This is a genomic window from Fodinibius halophilus, from assembly GCF_011059105.1.
GTDB classification, from domain to species: Bacteria; Bacteroidota; Rhodothermia; order Balneolales; family Balneolaceae; genus Fodinibius; species Fodinibius halophilus.
In genome coordinates this window covers 48,440-68,041 of record NZ_JAALLS010000023.1, presented here as the reverse complement: position 1 = coordinate 68,041, position 19,602 = coordinate 48,440, and the positions used below count along the sequence as shown (strand labels likewise).

At 36.3% G+C, this 19,602-nt stretch carries 9 protein-coding genes; 7 read left to right on the top strand and 2 right to left on the bottom strand.

Features of this window, described 5'->3' with window-relative positions:
- Nucleotides 1-197: 197 nt before the first annotated feature.
- The 5 genes from G3569_RS15125 to G3569_RS15105 all read left to right on the top strand — a co-directional run bounded on the left by G3569_RS15125 (nucleotide 198) and on the right by G3569_RS15105 (nucleotide 7,933).
- Nucleotides 198-1,673, top strand: coding sequence for a type I restriction-modification system subunit M (locus G3569_RS15125; protein WP_165270698.1), 1,476 nt, complete (start codon nucleotides 198-200; stop codon nucleotides 1,671-1,673).
- The gene (locus tag G3569_RS15120) at nucleotides 1,670-2,803 is read left to right on the top strand and encodes a restriction endonuclease subunit S (protein WP_165270696.1); all 1,134 of its coding nucleotides are present in this window, start codon (nucleotides 1,670-1,672) and stop codon (nucleotides 2,801-2,803) included. The genes G3569_RS15125 and G3569_RS15120 overlap by 4 nt, the downstream gene beginning before the upstream one ends.
- Nucleotides 2,796-3,737 (top strand): toll/interleukin-1 receptor domain-containing protein, encoded by a 942-nt coding sequence (locus G3569_RS15115; RefSeq protein ID WP_165270694.1) that lies wholly within the window; start codon nucleotides 2,796-2,798, stop codon nucleotides 3,735-3,737. The genes G3569_RS15120 and G3569_RS15115 overlap by 8 nt, the downstream gene beginning before the upstream one ends.
- A 19-nt stretch (nucleotides 3,738-3,756) precedes the next feature.
- Nucleotides 3,757-4,473: a hypothetical protein gene (locus G3569_RS15110; protein ID WP_165270692.1), complete on the top strand. Its 717-nt coding sequence runs from the start codon at nucleotides 3,757-3,759 to the stop codon at nucleotides 4,471-4,473.
- Nucleotides 4,474-4,564: 91 nt separating this feature from the next.
- Complete coding sequence (locus G3569_RS15105) at nucleotides 4,565-7,933, top strand: DEAD/DEAH box helicase family protein (protein ID WP_165270690.1); 3,369 nt, start codon at nucleotides 4,565-4,567, stop codon at nucleotides 7,931-7,933.
- Between the two features lie 224 nt (nucleotides 7,934-8,157).
- Here the strand turns inward: G3569_RS15105 and G3569_RS15100 are convergent, their stop codons facing one another.
- Nucleotides 8,158-9,246, bottom strand: coding sequence for a hypothetical protein (locus tag G3569_RS15100; RefSeq protein ID WP_165270688.1), 1,089 nt, complete (start codon nucleotides 9,244-9,246; stop codon nucleotides 8,158-8,160).
- Nucleotide 9,247: 1 nt separating this feature from the next.
- A complete protein-coding gene (locus G3569_RS15095) occupies nucleotides 9,248-9,592 on the bottom strand; it encodes a hypothetical protein (protein WP_165270686.1) in 345 nt (114 codons plus the stop codon).
- Between the two features lie 333 nt (nucleotides 9,593-9,925).
- Between G3569_RS15095 and G3569_RS15090 the strand changes: the two genes are divergently transcribed.
- Nucleotides 9,926-13,261 (top strand): STY4851/ECs_5259 family protein, encoded by a 3,336-nt coding sequence (locus G3569_RS15090; RefSeq protein ID WP_165270684.1) that lies wholly within the window; start codon nucleotides 9,926-9,928, stop codon nucleotides 13,259-13,261.
- Between the two features lie 5 nt (nucleotides 13,262-13,266).
- Nucleotides 13,267-19,497 carry a DEAD/DEAH box helicase gene (locus G3569_RS15085; RefSeq protein ID WP_165270682.1) on the top strand — a complete coding sequence of 2,077 codons (6,231 nt, stop codon included), beginning with the start codon at nucleotides 13,267-13,269 and terminating at the stop codon, nucleotides 19,495-19,497.
- The last annotated feature ends 105 nt before the right edge of the window (nucleotides 19,498-19,602 follow it).

Below are 19,602 nucleotides of genomic sequence, written 5' to 3'. Positions count from 1 at the left end.
GTATCAATAATTGATGTCTATTTTCGATAATTGATAACTTAATATCTGGAATATATACTATATAAGCTAATTATTGCTAGTACGCGGGTTGGCACTGGGCTTGCAACACTAATAATGTTTATGTGGGTTGAAGGGTTTTGGGAAGTGAAGCTATTTAAATTGTCAAAATGAAAATTCAAACAGAAGTTAATTAGAACATGCTTACAGGAGAAATTCGAAATAAAGTTGACAACATTTGGGAGACTTTGTGGACAGCAGGGATCTCAAACCCGCTGACGGTTATAGAGCAGCTTACGTATTTACTTTTTATTAAGGGATTAGATGACAAACAGTTGCGCCAGGAGAAGAAAGCAGAACGTACGGGTAAACCCATTAAGAATCCGACTTTTGGGCCAGATGAAGAACATTTGCGCTGGCGCAATATCAAAGAACTCGATCCAAAGGCTATGTTTGAGCGCATTAGGGATGAAGTATTCCCTTTTATTAAAGAATTGGGTGGCGAAAACGGGGATACCTATCGCAAGCATATGGAAGGAGCCATTTTTATGTTCCCCAAAGCTTCCACTTTGTCTCGTGTAGTTGAGCTAATTGATCAGCTTGACATGAAAAACCGTGACACAAAGGGCGATATATATGAATATATGCTCTCCAAGCTGAATACGGCCGGTCAAAACGGACAGTTCAGAACCCCACGTCATATTATTAAGATGATGGTGGAGCTTACCCAACCTAAACCTCTTGACAAGATTGCTGATCCTGCCTGTGGTACGGCTGGATTTTTAGTGGCTGCTGGAGAATATATTCGTGAAAATCATGCTCAGGATATGGTTGATGAAAAGGTGCGCAAACACTTTAAGTCGGATATGTTTACCGGTTTTGATTTTGACCGAAGTATGCTTCGGATTGGGAATATGAATATGGTTATGCACGGCTTTGAGGGGGCGATGGTTGATTATAAAGATTCGCTGTCCAGCGAGACTGAGGAGCTGCGCAATAAATATGACCTAATTTTGGCCAATCCACCATTTAAGGGATCTCTTGATTACGATAGTGTAGCTACTGATCTTCTCCAGACCGTAAAGACCAAAAAGACAGAACTACTTTTTATAGCCTTATTTCTCAAAGCTTTAAAAACCGGGGGGCGTACCGCTGTCATTGTACCTGATGGTGTTTTATTTAACAGTTCTAATGCCCACAAAAAAATTCGGAAAATTCTAGTCGAAGAGCAGCAGCTCAATGCGGTGATCTCAATGCCAAGTGGGGTTTTTAAGCCGTATGCAGGGGTAAGTACTGCGGTACTTCTCTTTACCAAAACGGAATCAGGCGGGACTGAGGATGTTTGGTTTTATGATATGGAAGCAGATGGATATTCTTTGGATGACAAAAGAGAAGAAATTGAGGAGAATGATATACCTGAGATAATTAAGCGTTATAGAAACTTAGAAAATGAAAAAAAGAGGGAGCGAACCGATAAAAGCTTTTTGGTTCCTAAAAAAGAGATAGTTAATGAAGATTATGACCTTTCAATCAATCGGTATAAAGAAATTGAATATGAAGAGAACGAATATGCAACTCCAAATGAGATAATAAATGGTAAAAATGACAAACCTGGTTTACGCCAACTTGCAGAGGAAAGGCTTAAGTTATTGAGAGAGCTCGAGGAAATGATATGAAGACAATAGAGTTAGGTGAAATTGCTACTTATCAAAATGGATACGCGTTTAAACCAAGTGATTGGTCTGATAATGGCTTACCTATTATCCGCATTCAAAATCTAAATGACGAAAAAAAGGATTTCAATTATTATGATGGGGATTTAGAGAAAAAATATTTTGTGCAGGATGGCGATGTTTTAATTGCCTGGTCAGCAAGTTTAGGTATATATGTTTGGAATCGAGGTGATGCTTGGCTTAATCAACATATTTTTAAAGTTATTTTTAAAAGTGATGAGGTTATAAAGTTATACTTTGTATATGCTGTTCAAGAAATCTTGAAAAATATTGAAAATAAGCTTCACGGGTCTACAATGAAGCATATTACAAAAAAGAAATTTTTAAAGCTTAAAATGCCTCTCCCATGTTTAGAAGAGCAAAAGAGAATTGTTGCAAAGCTTAATCGAGCACAACGAATTAACAAAATAGATGTTGAAATGCGGGATCAATATGACGGACTTATTCAAAGTCTGTTTTTGGAGATGTTTGGTGATCCAATGACTAATTACACGGAGTGGGAGGAGGTCAAAATTAAAAAGTTAGGAGAAATCGTCTTAGGCAATACTCCACCGAAAAAGGATCCTGAGAACTATGGAGATGAGATAGAATGGGTGAAAACTTCAAATATTGATAAATCTAGTATTTATCCATCAGAAGCTGAAGAGTATCTTTCCAAGAAAGGGAAAGAGTTGGGACGAGTAATTCCTGAAGGATCTTTGATTGTTTGCTGTATAGCAGGGAGCCTGAGTTCAATTGGAAAGTGTGCTATTACAGATCGAGATATTGCAATAAATCAGCAAATTAATGCCATCGTCCCTGACTCTGAGGTTGTCGATGTTAATTATCTTTATACATTTTTGCTCGTTGGTCAAGAGCTTATACAGGATGCTTCAACAAAAAGTATGAAAGGAATGGTATCAAAGACAAGGTTTAAAGAGATCGAGCTGATGTTACCTCCTTTAGAACTCCAGAAAGAATTCTCTCAAATTTTTGAAAAAATAGTTGATGAAAAAAGAAAACTGATCATGGAATCGGGAAAGTCCCAAGAGCTTTACTCTTCGTTACTTCAGCAAAGTTTTGCCTATGAATAAACTAGAAAAAAGAGAGCTGATTAGTATTATTGGCCGTGAGCTTCAAGAGAGAATGACTTTTACGGACATTGATGCCTATTTCACTGAGTATGGGATACCGACAGATCACGAACCAAGTGCCAATAGTAAGTGGGTTTATGTAAAAGAAGTACTGGCTGGCGTAGATGATGACATAGTCCTGCAAATAGCATCAGAATTAGATATAAAACACAAGGCCTTATCTGAAACTCCTATTATTGAAGAAGATGAAGCAACTTTTTGGAAGCCAGGACATTTTAGGTTGTTTTTGAGTCATCTTTCTTCATTTAAAGTGACGGTAACACGTTTGAAAAGAGCTCTTGAGCCCTATGGTATTAGTTCTTTTGTAGCACACGAAGATATTGAGCCAACAAAGCTCTGGGAAAAAGAGATAGAGAAAGGTCTATTTTCTATGGACGCCTTATGCGCCATTTTAATGCCCGGATTCAAAGAAAGTAATTGGACCGATCAAGAAATCGGTGCTGCTATTGGACGGGGAGTACTGGTTATTCCAGATAGAAAAAATATGGATCCATATGGATTTATTGGGAAATTTCAGGGATTCCAGGCAAATAACAAAACAATTGGAGAAGTAGCAGAAGGTATTTTTCAAATACTAAGTAGTCATGATAAAACACGATCCCAATTGACCAATAAGCTTTCTGATTTATTTCTTATGTCTAATAATTCGGAAGCAGCTTTAAATCGAATAAAAGCGATCAGCAAAATTGATGATTTTCCTGAGGAAAAGGTTGAGGCATTGCATTCAGGAATAACTGACAACAAGAATTTACAGGATACGGATTTGCTAAAAGCTTTCAACAAATTCATGGACAATTTTGGTAAGCCGAGTGTCGCTATGGCTGACTTTGAAGAGAAAGAAAGCGAAGAGTGGGAAGACGATTTGCCTTTTTAAGTTTCATTAAAATATAACTATGGTCCAATCAATTCGAGAAAAAAGAAGAGTAGAAAGAAGTGAAAGATATCATAAAACAGCTGAAGCTTTTCTAGGGTGCATTCCTTATGGTAGTTCCGCATATTCTTTTTTTACCACTCTATTTAAGCCACTGTACCAAAAGCGAAGAGAGGATTGGGTTAAAGACATAATTATTAGATTAAATAAGCTCGAAAATGAAGGAAGGATAGATTTAGACGAGTTAGCAGAAAATGAAGAATTTAATACTTTAGTAATAAAAGCAACTCGTTTGGCTGAGGAGAATCACCAAAAGGAAAAAGTTGAGGCGCTGAAAGGCATTGTTATTAATAGCTCACTTGAGCTTTTGCAAGATAAAGAAATGTTCGATTGGGCAAATCACTTTTTGAAGATAATAGAAACTATAAGTCCATTTCACATTTTGCTGCTAAAAACGTTTCAGGCGCCGGGCGATATAGTAAGAGTAAAGAGTATCGATTTGGGGAGTGAATTTAATTCTTTGCAAACCAAAACTGTTTTCTTTGCTATATACCCAGAATATCGGGATCGAGCTAAGTTAATAACCCAATGCTGGAAAGAGCTTCATGATCTGGGATTTGTAGCCTTTGAAAGTTTTGAAGATGGTGGGCATATGCCCGGCCAGCTAAATAAGCTGACAACTGATTTCGGAGATAAGTTTCTTAGAATGATAAGGAGTGATGAACTAACTTCTAATTAATTTTAACCCGTTATTCATTCAGTGGAGAATCAATTACATTATAACTGAAAATAGATGTTGGTTAACTTATTGGTAATAATCTTTATTCATCATGTCAAATTTTGATTTTTTACAGGCGGACTGGCCCGAATTTGTAGAGGATGCAAAGTCGGTTGAGCAGTTAGTACGATTTGACCCAAGAGGAGCGTGTGGCCGTGCTCGATATTTGATAGAGCAGGTAGTGTTGTGGATGTACGAACATGATGAAGATTTATCCCTCCCGTATGATACGAGTCTCTATAATATTACCGATGCCATGCCATTTAAGAAGATTGTTGGCTACAAGGTTTATAATAAGATTCATGTTATTCGAAAGGCCGGAAATCTTGCCCTCCATGATAATAAACAGGTAACAGAAGATAAGGCTCTTCAAATATGTAAAGAGACCTTTCATGTGCTGTTCTGGTTATATCGAACCTATACTACAGATGACCAGCCAAAACCCGAGATTGAGTTCGATCCCAATAAAGTTCCGGAAGTCGATTTTGATAACCTCGTGTCGTCAGAGGAATTGGAAGAGCTGGAAGAGCAGATGGAAGAAAAGGCCGAAAAACTTCGGGAGGAACTTGAAGCGAAAGATGAGGAGTTAAAACAACGTAATCGTGAGATTAAGCAAATGCGGTTGCAGACCCGTAAATTTGCTGATAATCACGACTACAATGAGGCCGAAACGCGAGAGCTGCTCATTGATGTCATGCTTCGGGAATCAGGTTGGGATCCTGGGATGCCTAATTTCCGTGAGTATGAAGTTGATGGTATGCCAAATCCATCTGAGACAGGATATGTAGATTATGTACTCTGGGATGACAATGGTAAACCCCTTGGTTTGGTGGAAGCAAAACGTACAACACGTAGCTACGAAGAGGGAAAGCATCAAGCTAAATTGTACGCAGATTGTCTTGAAGAAGAATTTAGTCAGCGCCCCATAATTTTTCTCTCTAATGGTTATGAAATATGGATTTGGGATGATCAACAGTATCCACCCAGACCCATTTTAGGATTCTACACTAAGTCCAGTCTGCAAAAGTTGTTTTTCCAAAAGCGGGAGAAGGAGAAGCTTCACCTTGTTGACGTAGATCAGGATATTTCAGGTCGTTACTATCAGAATATGGCGGTGCAAAAGGTTTCTGAGCGATTTCAGGAGGGCCATAGACGGGCACTGTTAACCATGGCTACAGGAACGGGTAAAACTCGTACTTCCATTTCTATAACTGATGTATTACTTCGCTATAAATGGGCTAAACGAGTTCTATTTTTAGCTGATCGTAATGCTTTAGTGCGTCAAGCCTATAAGGCCTATGCCGAGCATCTCCCGGATGTCCCTATTATGAACCTCGTGGAAGAAAAAAATGATACTTCGGCTAGGGTTGTCTTTAGTACATATCCCACAATGCTTAATCAAATTGAGCAGCTTGAAGAAGGAGAAAGGAAATTTGATCCTGGTCATTTTGACTTAATTATCATAGATGAAGCTCACCGTAGTGTATATAATAAATATCAGGCCATATTTGATTACTTCGATTCGCTCTTGCTAGGGCTTACTGCTACTCCCAAGAGTGAGGTTGATCACGATACTTATGAGCTTTTCAGAACAGAAGAGGGTAATCCCACATTTGCGTATGGATTAGATCAGGCTGTTGACGATAATTTCTTGGTTCCGCCTAAGAAGATATCTGTACTTGGGAAGTTTCTTAATGAGGGGGTTAAATACTCAGACTTATCGCCCGAAGAACAGAAAGAGTACGATGATCTATTGGCAGATGATGAAACAGGGGCCATACCGGACCATATCCCACCTGCGAAACTGAATAGCTGGCTGTATAATCGTGATACAGTAGAAAAAGTTTTAAAGCAGCTGATGGAGAGTGGAATAAAAGTTGAAGGAGGTGATCGTGTCGGGGATACAATCATTTTTGCTAAGAATCACCGACATGCTACCTACATTCAAAAGATATTTGATGAGAATTATCCGCATTATGCCGGGCACTTTGCTCAGGTTATAGACAACAAGGTTGATTATGCGCAGGATCTGATTGATAAGTTTTGTACTCCAGGGGAGATGCCAGCCATTGCAATATCAGTGGATATGTTAGATACGGGAATTGATGCTCCGGATGTGGTAAACTTGGTCTTTTTTAAACCCGTACGATCGAAGGCAAAGTTTAATCAGATGATTGGCCGCGGTACCAGGTTACGCCCTGATTTGTTTGGCCCAGGACAGGATAAAGAAAAGTTTCTAATTTTTGACTACTGTGGGAATTTTGAATTCTTCGAGGAGAATCCCGAGGGATATGAGAATTCATCTAGTGCATCTCTAAGCGCGAGAATATTTGAGAAGCGCCTTTTACTCACGGCGAAATTACAAAACGATCCATACAAGCAGGACGAAGATCTACACAAATATAGAAGTTCAATTCTTGATCTGTTACATCAGCAAATTGTTAATCTGGAAAAACAGAGCGTTCAGGTTCGTCCTCATCTGAAATTAATTCACCGTTTGGAAAACCGTGGGGTATGGGATCACCTTGAATCACATGAGAGAAAGGAGATAGTAAGAGAATTAGCAGAGTTAGTTCCAGTTGATCTTACTGAGGATGAGATGAGCAGAAGGTTTGATTTATTGATGTTAACTATTCAGCATGAACTCTTAGATGGTGTTCTGCAAGAGAGGACGACAAAAAATAATGTCATTTCTCTGTCTGAAAATCTCTACTCGAAACGACATATACCGGCCGTCAAAGAAGTAAAGTCTACATTAGAAAAGGTTCTTACTGAGGAGTTCTGGGACTCACCTCAGTTGCTGCAACTCGACGAAGTTCGAAAGAACCTTCGTGAACTAATGCATTTAATAGATGAGAATAAAAGGGAGCCGGTATACACTAATTTCGAAGATGATTTCGGTGAGCCAACTGTAATTGATTCTGTCAGCGATTCCACAGTTGACCCAAAAAGATATAAGAGGAAGCTTGTGAAGTTTATTGAAGAGCATAAAAACCATCTTATTATTGAAAAAATTCGTAATGGTGAACCATTAACAGACAAAGATGTTGAGACCTTAGAAGAGTTTTTGATAGAAGTTGACCCCAATGTGTCTGCTGATGATTTTCATGAAATACTGGGTGAGGGAATGGAACTCATCAATTTTATACGTTCCTCTACAGGCCTCAGCCGTGACGCTGTAATGAAAGAGTTTGAAGAATTTTTACAGGACAAGCGATTGAGCTCCACTCAGAGTCAGTTTATTAAACAGATGATCGAATTTTATACCCAAAATGGTCATTTGGAGGTTGCTGATCTTTATGAGCCTCCTTTCAGCTTTATCAATGAAGACGGTATCGAGGGAGTATTCAATGATAAAGCAAATATTATTGAGCTGCTCATCAATAAGGTAGAAAAGCTCAATGAAATCCGAGTTGGGTAGGTGTTTGTAGTTGCCTATGAACTTTAATGTATTTAGTTGTTCGCAACTTGTAGAACCAAATTTTGATGAAGAGAATGATTCTAAGCTATATTTTTGGTAGATATCAACTGGCCAACTTTACTACTAGTGCCATTTCATATATGCTATTGTAGATCTGGAGGTTTTCATTTTTTAATGAGACATCGAATAATTTAAACGATTACATATATTTCCGTATTTGTAAATTAATTTTCAATCAATTCTTCGAATAAAGCCAGATTGTAGTTTGCTAATACTTCTTTTGGATATTCCGGCTTGGTAACATATCTAATAGGCTCATTTACAGAGAGCTTTTTTCCTCCCCTAATTCCTTTCATTATTGGCTCTCCCGTTACTATTGAAAAGGAATGGTTTGAATTTCGTAATTTGTCTTTAATAAAAAGCCCATTTTTTGTCCCAATACCGGTGAAAAATATGTGAAAGTTTCTTTTAAGACCATCCAATAATGTTAGACTTGTCTCTATGATTTTTTCAATATTGACACCTTTTGATTGCAGTGAAAAGTCAAAGGCTATGTGATTGACTTGGTGATTTAGAACTAACCATTTTTCCCATTGCTCAATATTAAAAACAGAACGCCAGTAAATATTTGGTATTGGTACTAGATCATAATCGTATAACTCTTTAACTATTCGATTATGTCTTAATATCATACTTACATTATGTGAGGCAGGTACTTTAGGTTCTTTTATGATAGAAAAAGTGGGACCAGTTATATATTGAATACCCAATTCTTTGAACTTTTTATAAAGTTTATTACGGTCTGGCATTCTCCAAAGAGCTTCCAAATAATTATCTTTCCCATTTAAAATAGCTACATATTTACTTTTGTTGTTAGTGTTAAAGTGATTTTCTACTTCTGTAAGATTGTTGACATATTTTCTAATACTTGGGAATTTAGTTTTAGGAGCAGTCAGTATTTTATCAATAGATATTCCCACAAAGGTAGAATTAATAGGATCCTGCAACTCACTTGTATGTAATGGAATGTAGGTTGGGAATTGAGGTTTATCAGCAGGCTGTTCTATTCGTAGTTTATGTAATGGTATGCCAGCTGCAATTTGATTGTGAAATGTATCTTCCGAAGCTAGATTTGTGGGAGGTACTTGTCTTTCTCTACATATAATATGACACTCTTTGCAATTGTATTTGTCCTTACCGGTGTGTATACATTCACATGGTGCAGATGGAGAACCACCACAAATATTCCATAAAGAACATTCATGACAATTAGCTTGCCACAAATTACCCTGTAGAGATTTTTTAAAAGACATTTTACTCCCTCAATGTAATTTCCACCTGATAATTGTCTTTTTCTAAACCAGAGATAAAAGCTTGTGTATAGTTGATGTTTCTTACTTCTTCTGTATCATGAATCGGTATATTACCAATTCTTCCACTAGCAGTGTGTGCCTCTATTGTTTTAACTATATCGCTCAATGAAATTTGATCACCCTTGCTAGCCCTTGAAGCAATTTGGCTATTTATTTGGACGAGGTTTATAGTCAACTCTGACTTTTGATTTGCATCGCTTTCTCCCGATGAATTTTCTTGTTCAAATTCATTAGGATAAGCTCTATCTGGTAAACCACTTTCTTTGAAACTAGAACTCTTACCCATAATAATTATCTATTAATTGAAATTTATTGAAGAACACTCTTTGATATTCAGATTGTACATTGAGAATAGATTCAAGAATTGTACCTCTTTATACTAACAGTATAGACGGAGGGGCTGGTATCAAAAGTAATTATCACCCATCAATATTTGATAGGTATATTGGCCTATCAGTTGCTTGTAATCCAGAAATGATTACCCTATATACTATATTTTGTTAATTATTTAATTTTGGCCGTCTTGTTAACTTAGAAGAGGGGTATTGGCAATATATTTGCACATTATGAATGTTGTTGGCTTTTAAATGCAATAAAAATCTATTCAGATAAAGAGATTATGTTTAATTGGATAAGAGATTTTTTACATAAGCGTGATTATGATAGGCCTACAGGAAAAAATCTTTACACATATAAAATGTCAAGAGAGGAGTTCGAAGAGTTAGAAAAAGAGCTCATAAAATGGCTACAGAAGAAGTTAGAATTTAATTCCTTATCGGAAATTGTAGATAAAAAGAGAATTTTTAATAACCTATTTGTTTTATATGCAGCCGAATGGTGGAAGCGCCGATTTTCTGGAGGTAGATGGTCTTGGCAGCCTATTTTAGATGATCTTAATCTGAACTCGGATGAATGGAGTGCACCTAAAAGAAGTCACTGTGTGGAAAGAGGATTTAGGTATTGGCGAATAGATCTTAAAAATACACATGGGTTAAGATTTCTTGGTAGTGTTGCCTTACAAGGCGGACTACCAATGAATCTTTTAGGTAATAACCATGGCTCAATTGCTTATGTCTTACAAAGAACAATTGATTTGTCAGGTGATAAGGAGCCTACAAAAGATTTGATTATTTCGTGGATATCAGATTTGAGTAGCTATTTACCTAAAACTTACAGAAAGGAAGAAATCTATTTTTTACTTGCTGAAGTAATCCAAACAATTTCAAGAATTAAGAGTGAGGCTAATTCAACCGTACCAGAAGATGTAGTAAAAGAATGGCGGAATAATTCTGATTATTGGTCTTCGCAATTTCCAATTTCTGTAAGTGAACAAAAAACGTTTAATATACTTGAGAGTTTAGTTGAAAAAGTTGCTAAAACTACCATTAAAAAATCGACATCGTTCGTTGATATACAACGAAAAATTCTTCGAGATGAAGACAAGAGAGTTACTTTAAGAGTTGAATTGACTATTGATGAATTTATTGATGGTCAAGATATTAAAAACAAATTTGAATTAGAGATAGATAAGGACCTTCCTCAAAAACTTGTTCTTGGAATTAGTGCAGGTGAGAGTTTTCAGAATATCTATTTAAGAAGAACTTTAGGGGGGAGTTCATATAGATCAGAGAAGCAAACTATAGATATTGCTGGTTCTGATGTTTCATCTGAATTACGATTGGAGCTCAGAGATTTATTAGGAAATAAATGGATACAACCTATTGGTCAAGGTGAGGAACTAGACGAGGGATTACCATGGATATTCGATTTCTCAGAATCAAATACAAATGTAGGGTTATTTAATAAACAGGGTAGTGTAAATATTTCGGCAGAGAAGTTTATGCTTGTTATGCCTAAAGAATGGTCAGTAGAAGCAAGTAAGGTTAGCAAGCGATTGTGGGGGTATTTAGATAATAGAGAAATCTATGTTTGTGTTGGCAATGTGGTAGTAGATAGTGGGCAGGATCAATTTATTATTAGGACACAAAAGGCTGGGAAAGATGCTAGGTATGTGTTACATGGAGAAGAGATCTTAAATGTTTTTGAAAAGCCTCAAATTGCTTTCAGGGGAGGGCCAAGACTTCAGAAAAAGAGTTCATATGGTGATATAACTAGTGTAAGGAAAGGTGTAAGTTGGAAGCGGGGTAAAAAAAACTATACAGAATCTCTTAAAGGAATAATTGGTCCAACAACTTTAAAAGTGATGGAAGGGATTTACACTGATTGGAAAAAGAAGCTTGTTATTCTACCAAAAGATTCTAAAGAATACTTAGAGCCATCGAATAAACCTGATTGTGGTTATTGGATATTGAAAAATTGGAAAGTTGATTTAATCAAGGTCAATAATCCTCTTTTGGAAGTTGAAAAAGTTGGTACTAACAAGTGGTTTGTTAATTACACTGGGAAGGGTATTCCTCCTGAATCCTTTAATGCAGAGATTGCTTGGAAAGGCAATTCAACAAATGCCAGAATATGTCTAGACTTTCCCGGTAAAGGGGTTCAGATATATAATAGTAATGGTGAGAAGTTAGTATCGAATACTTTGGTATCTGTAAATAACTTACATGGTTTAAGGGCAAATATACTCCCAGCTGATGCAACAGATATTCAATTACTAATTGATTTAGTATCAGAAGATGCCAACAATGTGAGTAAGCTATTTAATTTAGGTCTTCAAAAAAATGAGACCTCTAAACAGCTTCGTCTAATTGATTATCGTGAAGTATTTGAAGAAATGCTTTCAATTACTGAAGAGGCAGAGGCATATATCAGTTTTGAGGTATTACTTGATGGTAGAAGATATGCTCAATTGAGAGTTTCGAGGTATTCTTTTGTCTTAGAGAATGGAACTGATGATAAATTTTTCATTCAAAATGATCATATAAAACAGGATTTAACTGGACAAGCTAGTTCGCTATCAGCTAGAGCGCAAAGGCTTGACATACCAGGTATTGATCATCTTGAGCTCCAATATCAAGAGTCTGGCCATCTTAAGTTACCGCCACAACTAAAGAGCCCTGGTCCTTGGATTGTTTATCCAAGTACTTCTGCTGATTATATGTTTAAACCAGTAATTAAATTTATTGATGGAAATGTTGATCAACTAGGTGGTTTGCGAAGTGCTTTACAAATATCTGATAAAGAGGAACGTATAAATGAGTTAGATGGGGTAATTGAAAAGCTAGTACAGAATCCATCACATGAAGACTGGACAGTAGTTGCACAGCTAGTTAATGAGTTTGGACATTTGCCACTTTCTTCATTAGACATGTGGAAACGATTGGCACATAATTATGATGCTATGGCAATGTTATCAACTGGCATTATCTCATGTCCTGATGATTTTCTAGATCGGTTTGCTTTAGAATTACCTTTCTTGTTTGAATTTATCCCAATAGCTAGTTGGGCAAAGGCCAGTTTATTATCAGTAAGTGATTATCAGGATCAATTTTCCCCAAGTGAGTTAAATGAAATATTAAATTCGAAATTAAAAGTGACCAACTGGTCTAGAGATATACTGGAATTACCACTTAGTTTTAGTGCATTTTTTGGTTTTGATTATTTGAGTCCTGATTTAGAGAGAATAAATGAAGAGATAATAAATTTTTCCTTTTTAGAAGGACCAGAATCAGCTTATCAAAATTTACGCAATAGAAATTCTGATAAAAATAAAAGCGAATGGCTTTCTTTTGACACAATTTATAGGTTGATCGAAAAGTTCAGCCAGGAAGAACCTTTTTTATATAATTTGGATGAGGAGTTTAGAACTGTAGTATATAATACTCCAATTCTTCTGGCTCACGCAGCAGCAAAGGATATTAGAATAAAACAATTCGAGGACCCAAATTTTGTTTCAATGTTGAGAAAAGTGAAAGAATTTGACTCGAATTGGTATATAAATGCTTATAAGTTTTCACTCGCAAAATTGTTTTGCAGAGATAAAATTGAGGTATAGATTTTATGGATAATTATTACAGTGATATGATACCAACGCTTGCTGATAGAGCAAGTACAAGTGCACTAAGTTCTTTCGGATTTTCCAATAAGGCTTTGAGAACTTATTTGGAATCCTATTTCAATAGGCCTTTAGGAAAAGAGGGCTGTTTTATAGGTGACCCAACTTTTGAGGCGGTGTTTGGCTGGGAGCCCGGATCCAAGAAGATTAAGGAACTAGGGGGAGATTTACTGCGAAAGGAATTAGTTAAGGCGTTAGATCGAGGAGAGTTGAAAAAGGAATATTATCCTTATACACATCAAGAGAGAGCTTGGAATATCTTAGATAAAGAGGATCCGCAATCAGTAATTATCTCAAGTGGCACCGGTTCGGGTAAGACTGAATGTTTTATGGTGCCCATACTTAATCGTTTGCTTGACGAAAGAGCGAGAAGGCAAAAACCATTAGTAGGAGTCAGGTCCCTTTTCTTATACCCACTAAATGCACTGATTAATAGCCAAAGAGAAAGGTTAAGAACATGGACAGAACCGTTTGGTGGTGACATTCGATTTTGCCTGTATAATGGTTTAACAGAAGAAAAGGTTAAAGCATCAAGAAGACATAGGTATCCAAATGAAGTCATTGATAGGAAATCTTTACGAAATTCGCCTCCGCCCATCCTTGTCACGAATCCTACGATGCTTGAGTATATGTTAGTGCGTGCAAAGGATAATCCAATATTGGAACAGTCAAACGGACTGTTAGATACTATAGTATTGGATGAAGCCCATACATACATTGGTTCACAAGCGGCAGAGATGACCTTGTTAATTCGTAGAGTTCTTCAAGCTTTTGGTAAGAAACCAAGTGAGGTTCGATTTATTGCAACTTCAGCAACTATTGGTGAAGAAGGTGAAGAGGCTCGTTCACAGTTAAAAAGCTTTTTAACTCAAATTGCTGGTGTCGATGAATCAAAGGTTCATGTTGTAGAAGGGAAAAGGGAAATACCACAGTTGCAAAATTTTCAGTTGGGTGAAAGCTCATTAGAAAGTTTGAAAACAATTGAAAATCCTGAAGAACTTTATAAAAGATTGACAAAACATTCGACAGCTAGAAAGATTCGGGGTTTGTTTGTCAGAAATTCAGATGCAATTGCTAAACTCAGCGATATATGTAGTGTTATTTATGAGCAGTCTGAAAATTATTCTTCAGAACAACAACAGAAAGCACTAGAATGGTTGGATTTACTTTCTAGAGCTGAATCAAATGAAGAATCCTTTTTGCCATTAAGAGCACATATTTTTCAAAAAACGGTTGCTGGACTATGGGCATGTGCTGATCAATGTTGCTCTCAAGTTCAAGGAACATCGTTAGAAGGAAATGAATGGCCTTTTGGGATGGTGTATTTAGACAATAGAACTGAGTGTGATTGTGGGGCACCTGTTTATGAAGTTGTTTCGTGTACTGAATGTGGAGAAGTTTATTTGAACATCGAGGTTAAGGAAGTCAACACTGGTGGAGAACTTTCAGCTAAAATTATTCAACCAGCTAAAGATGAAGGATATGATGAATTTGAACTTGAACTCGAAGATGATCCTGAAGCTATTAATCCAGAAGAAAATGAAAGTATTAACCGACATGGAAATACAGCAATTATAACCAATAGGGATTTGGAGGGGACTGGTACTGTATACTTAAATAAGAATACAAGAATAGTCGAAGAGGGAACTGATGGTTTAAGATTATCTATTAGAGAGTATGAGGGAGAAGAAAATGGATTACCCTGTCCAAGTTGTTTGGATGGTAGTTATAAAAGGCATAATAGATTTAGGGCTCATCGGATAGGTGCTCCTTCTCTTTTAAATGTATTGCTTCCGACGCTTCTTAATTATGCAGAAGAGAAAAATGAATCACCTGAAAACCCATTTAATGGTCGAAGATTATTAACTTTTAATGATAGTAGACAGGGTACAGCTAGAATAGCTGCGAAGTTACAGCAGAATGCTGAAATCACTAAAGCAAGAGGTCTGATCTATCATTATGTACTACAAGAAGGGGGTAAAAAGAATAAAGCAAAAGTTAAAAAACTGAAAAATAAAATAAATAGGCTAACGGAAGCTAATAATGGAGATTTAGATGACATAATCGAGGATGAGAAAAAGGAGCTAAAAAAACTTAAAGGGTTTAATCCTGTAGAGTATAGTACCTTAAAAAAGTTACTTGCCAATGAAAATGGGGATTTTTCATATATATGTAATAATTACAAACGTCATGACCCCCATATTTTCAGCAGTTCAAAGGCTGGCTCATTAGTTTCAGAGTTACTGGTTGTTAGAGAGTTTGCAAGAAGACCACGAAGACAAAATAACCTCGAAACGCTAGGTTTAATAGGCCTTGAGTATCCAAAGATAAATGAAATCCGAGAAGCTCCTGATAAATGGCTTGGAAATGGATATTCTTTAGAAGAGTGGAAAACATACTTGAAATTATGTGTTGATTATTTTGTTAGAGCAGGAGGAAGTTTAGGTAGTACTAAAATATTAGATAACTGGTTAGGACTACCTTTTTATAGGTCTCATCTTTTGGGTCCAGATGAAGAAGATGTAGGGAAATATCAACGTCGTTGGCCAAACACTAGAAGGGGTAAGGCTCGTAGCAGGATTGTCCGTTTATTAATTTATCTGTTAGGGGTAGACGTAGAGAGTCCTAAAGGTGAAGATATTGTTGATGACCTCTTGTATCGAGGATGGAAAGACTTGATTGATACTAGCACTTTGGAAAACCGGGATAACGGATTTGTATTACCACTGGACAACATTTCATTTACGATACCTACCAAAGCATGGATTTGTCCTATAACTCGAAGATTTTTAGATAAAACTATTGGAAAGGTTACACCATATCTCCCCAAATATTTTGAAGGGGATATCAAGTGTGAAGAAGTAGAGTTGCCACGATATGACAAGCCTTTCGGAAATACACAAAATCCATTTAAAAATCGAGATATAGCACAAAAATGGTTAAATGATCAAGAAACTATAAACAAGCTAAGAGAGAGAGGTTTGTGGTCAATTTTTAATGATAGGGTAATTGAGATGATGCCCTATTATTCTACTGCCGAACATTCAGCTCAACAGGATTCTTACCTCTTAAAAAAATATGAAAAAGGATTTAAGGAAGGTAAAATCAATATTTTGTCCTGTTCAACAACAATGGAAATGGGGATTGATATTGGAGGAATTAGAATAGTGGCTATGAATAATGTTCCTCCTCATCCAGCTAATTATTTACAGCGAGCTGGAAGAGCCGGACGTAGAAATGAGTTAAGATCAACTACTGTAACGCTTTGTAAGCCTAATCCGCATGACTTAGCGGCATTTGAAAACAGTTCCTGGGCCTTTGATACACAATTACCTGCTCCTACTGTATCGCTGAATAGTCAAGTTATTGTCCAAAGACATGTTAATGCTTATCTACTTTCCCACTTTTTGAATAATGTACAAGGGTTAAAGGATGTAGATAAATATAAATTGACATCTGGTTGGTTCTTTACTAATGAGGAATCAACCTACAGAAAGTTCATAAATTGGTGTGAAAACCAACAGCTGGAGGAAGATAAAAATGTATTTAGGGAAATTAAGATTTTAGTTAGAGGTAGTGTGTTTGATGAGACGGATCCAATTTTCCTAATTAAAAATTCTGCAAATAACATTGATCAAATAGCTGTCAAATGGAGAAATGAATATGAAACTATAACAAAGCAAAGGGAAGATATCCTAGAAAATGGGGGGAAAGATCAACCAGCTGTTAAAGCTATTGACCACCAGTTACGAAGACTAACTGATGAATATCTATTGCGAGAACTTGCTTCTAAAGGTTTCCTTCCTGGTTATGGTTTTCCTTCAAATATCACAGTTTTCGACCACTATAATATTGCGGCATTTAAGCAGGAAAAAAATAAGAAAAGTAAAACACGGGATGACAATACTCTGCAAAATAGGGAATTGCCATCAAGAGATATTGTGTCAGCACTTAGAGAATATGCACCTGGGGCGGATATAGTTGTTGATGGAGTGGTTTATAAATCAGCTGGTATCACACTCAATTGGCATATACCAAGTAACGTATCTGAAGTTAAAGAGTCACAGGCAATAAAATATGCTTGGAGATGTCACAGTTGTGGTGCAAGTGGTTCCACGTTTAATCGAAAAGGTGCACTATTATGTGATCACTGTGGTGAGCAAATAAGACCTTCTAATATTGAAGAGTATCTTGAACCCTCTGGGTTTAGTGTAGATTTTTATGAATCTCGAAAGAATGATGTTACATCGAGAAAATTTATTCCAGTTGAAAGGCCATGGGTGGAAGTAGGAGGTGAATGGTCACCACTGATTAATCCAAGTTTAGGTCGTTATCGTTCAACTTCTGAAGGACAGATTTTTCATCATTCAAAGGGAGAAAATGGTACAGGTTATGCGATTTGTATGATGTGTGGAAGAGCTGAACCTTTAGATAACGAAGGGAACTTGCCTAAGAAGTTTGAATCTGGTAAGCAACACAACAAACTTAGAGGGAAAAAGGGTGACAGAGTGTGTCCAGGTAGTGCAAATGAATGGGCAATAAAAGAAAATATCTCACTTGGACATCAACAGTCTACTGATATACTTGAGATACAATTAAAGGATAGTGAGGGGAACTGGTTAAAAGATAGAAACAAAGCGGCTACTTTAGCGGTAGTATTTCGAGATAGTATTGCTGATTTATTAGGAGTTCAATCAATGGAGTTAATTTGTGATGTGAAAGAAGCTTCTATCGATGGTATAAGGTCAACTTATTCGATCTTGGTTTATGATAGAAATGCAAGTGGTTTCTCTTCTAACATTGATCATATTATTAGCAATATTTTTCAGAAAGCTTATGAGAAATTGAACTGTTCTAACAATTGCAGTTCAAGTTGTCCAAAGTGTGTTTTGGATTATGACCAAAGATTTAGATTTGATGAGTTAGATAGGTTTGAAGCTCTTTCATTGCTTAATGAAGAATGGCTAAATAAGCATCAGTTGCCGAAAGAATTAGACTATTTCGACGAAATTTCAAATATAGAACATGAAGATATAGAGAAAGCATTAATTCGGGAGGTCAATAATAATCCCTCTGGTACAGTTTATTTGTTTGCCGATGGAGATAGCGAAGATTGTGATATTGCGGTCTCTCCTTTACGTAATATGGCGATTCACCTTTCTGAAAAACCAATTGAAGTAAAAGTTGCATTCCCTCAAAATTTATTTGAGGATTTAGGAGATGAAGACCTGTTATCTTTATTGGGAATGATGGATAGGGATTACCTGGAAGTTATTGGAATTAATAAATTACCGAAACAAAATAATGTTCCCATAATTGCTGCTATAAAATTCTCAAGTGATATTTTAGCTTGGGTAACTCAAGATAAAAGTGCTTTTAAAGCAAATAAATCATGGAGTAGTTCAGAAAGAGATAAAAATCCACTGATAAGTGGAAATTTAAAAGATTGGAGTCTGAATTATGAGTTAAAGGAAAGAAAAGGGCTGAGACAAAAGCTTAAGGGAAAATCTGATTTAGAATTAGAGTTAAAGAATGATTTAGATGGGACTCTTAAAGATTTTGGCAATAAGTTTTGGGAAATAATCACTAATAATCATAGCAAAACTAAATCCCTTTTTAGTGTTGGAGGAAAAAATATAAGTGAAGTTAGTTACAGTGATAGGTATTTGCACAACCCCCTTAGTATTGCAATGGTTAGGTCTTTATTTAGTGGACTAAAAGAAATTCAATCAAAGGTGGATACATGGGATCAAATTCCACTTACCATAAATACCACGAAAAAGAATAAGGGGTACAACAATTATGGGAATTTGATATTCCATGATTGGGAAGAATCTAAATATCGAGATTATGTTTTAAAAAATGTGTTTGATAAGGATGGTTTCAATATTTCATTGAATGTTTTACGTCGAAAACAGATAAAACATGGTCGTATAATAGAGATTATATTTAAAGATGATTCAGTTTTATTTGTGAGGTTGGATCAAGGGGTGGGATATTGGAAAGTAGAGAACCCAAGATATTCTAATAATCCTCAGGAGGCACAATTTGATTTCACCCATGTAAATACTGGCGAAAGTGGACTAAAGAAAGAAGTCGATCAAGTTCTGAAAGCTAATCCAAAAATTATCGGGAGAAATACACCTACACAGATTTTTATTAAGTACCGAGATTAAATGGGAAAAACTTATAGTGTAATTTATTAATCACCTAATTGATCAAAACATAGTTAATTCCACGATCCCATGGGTTAAATAACCTGCTATTATATTTATCATTTT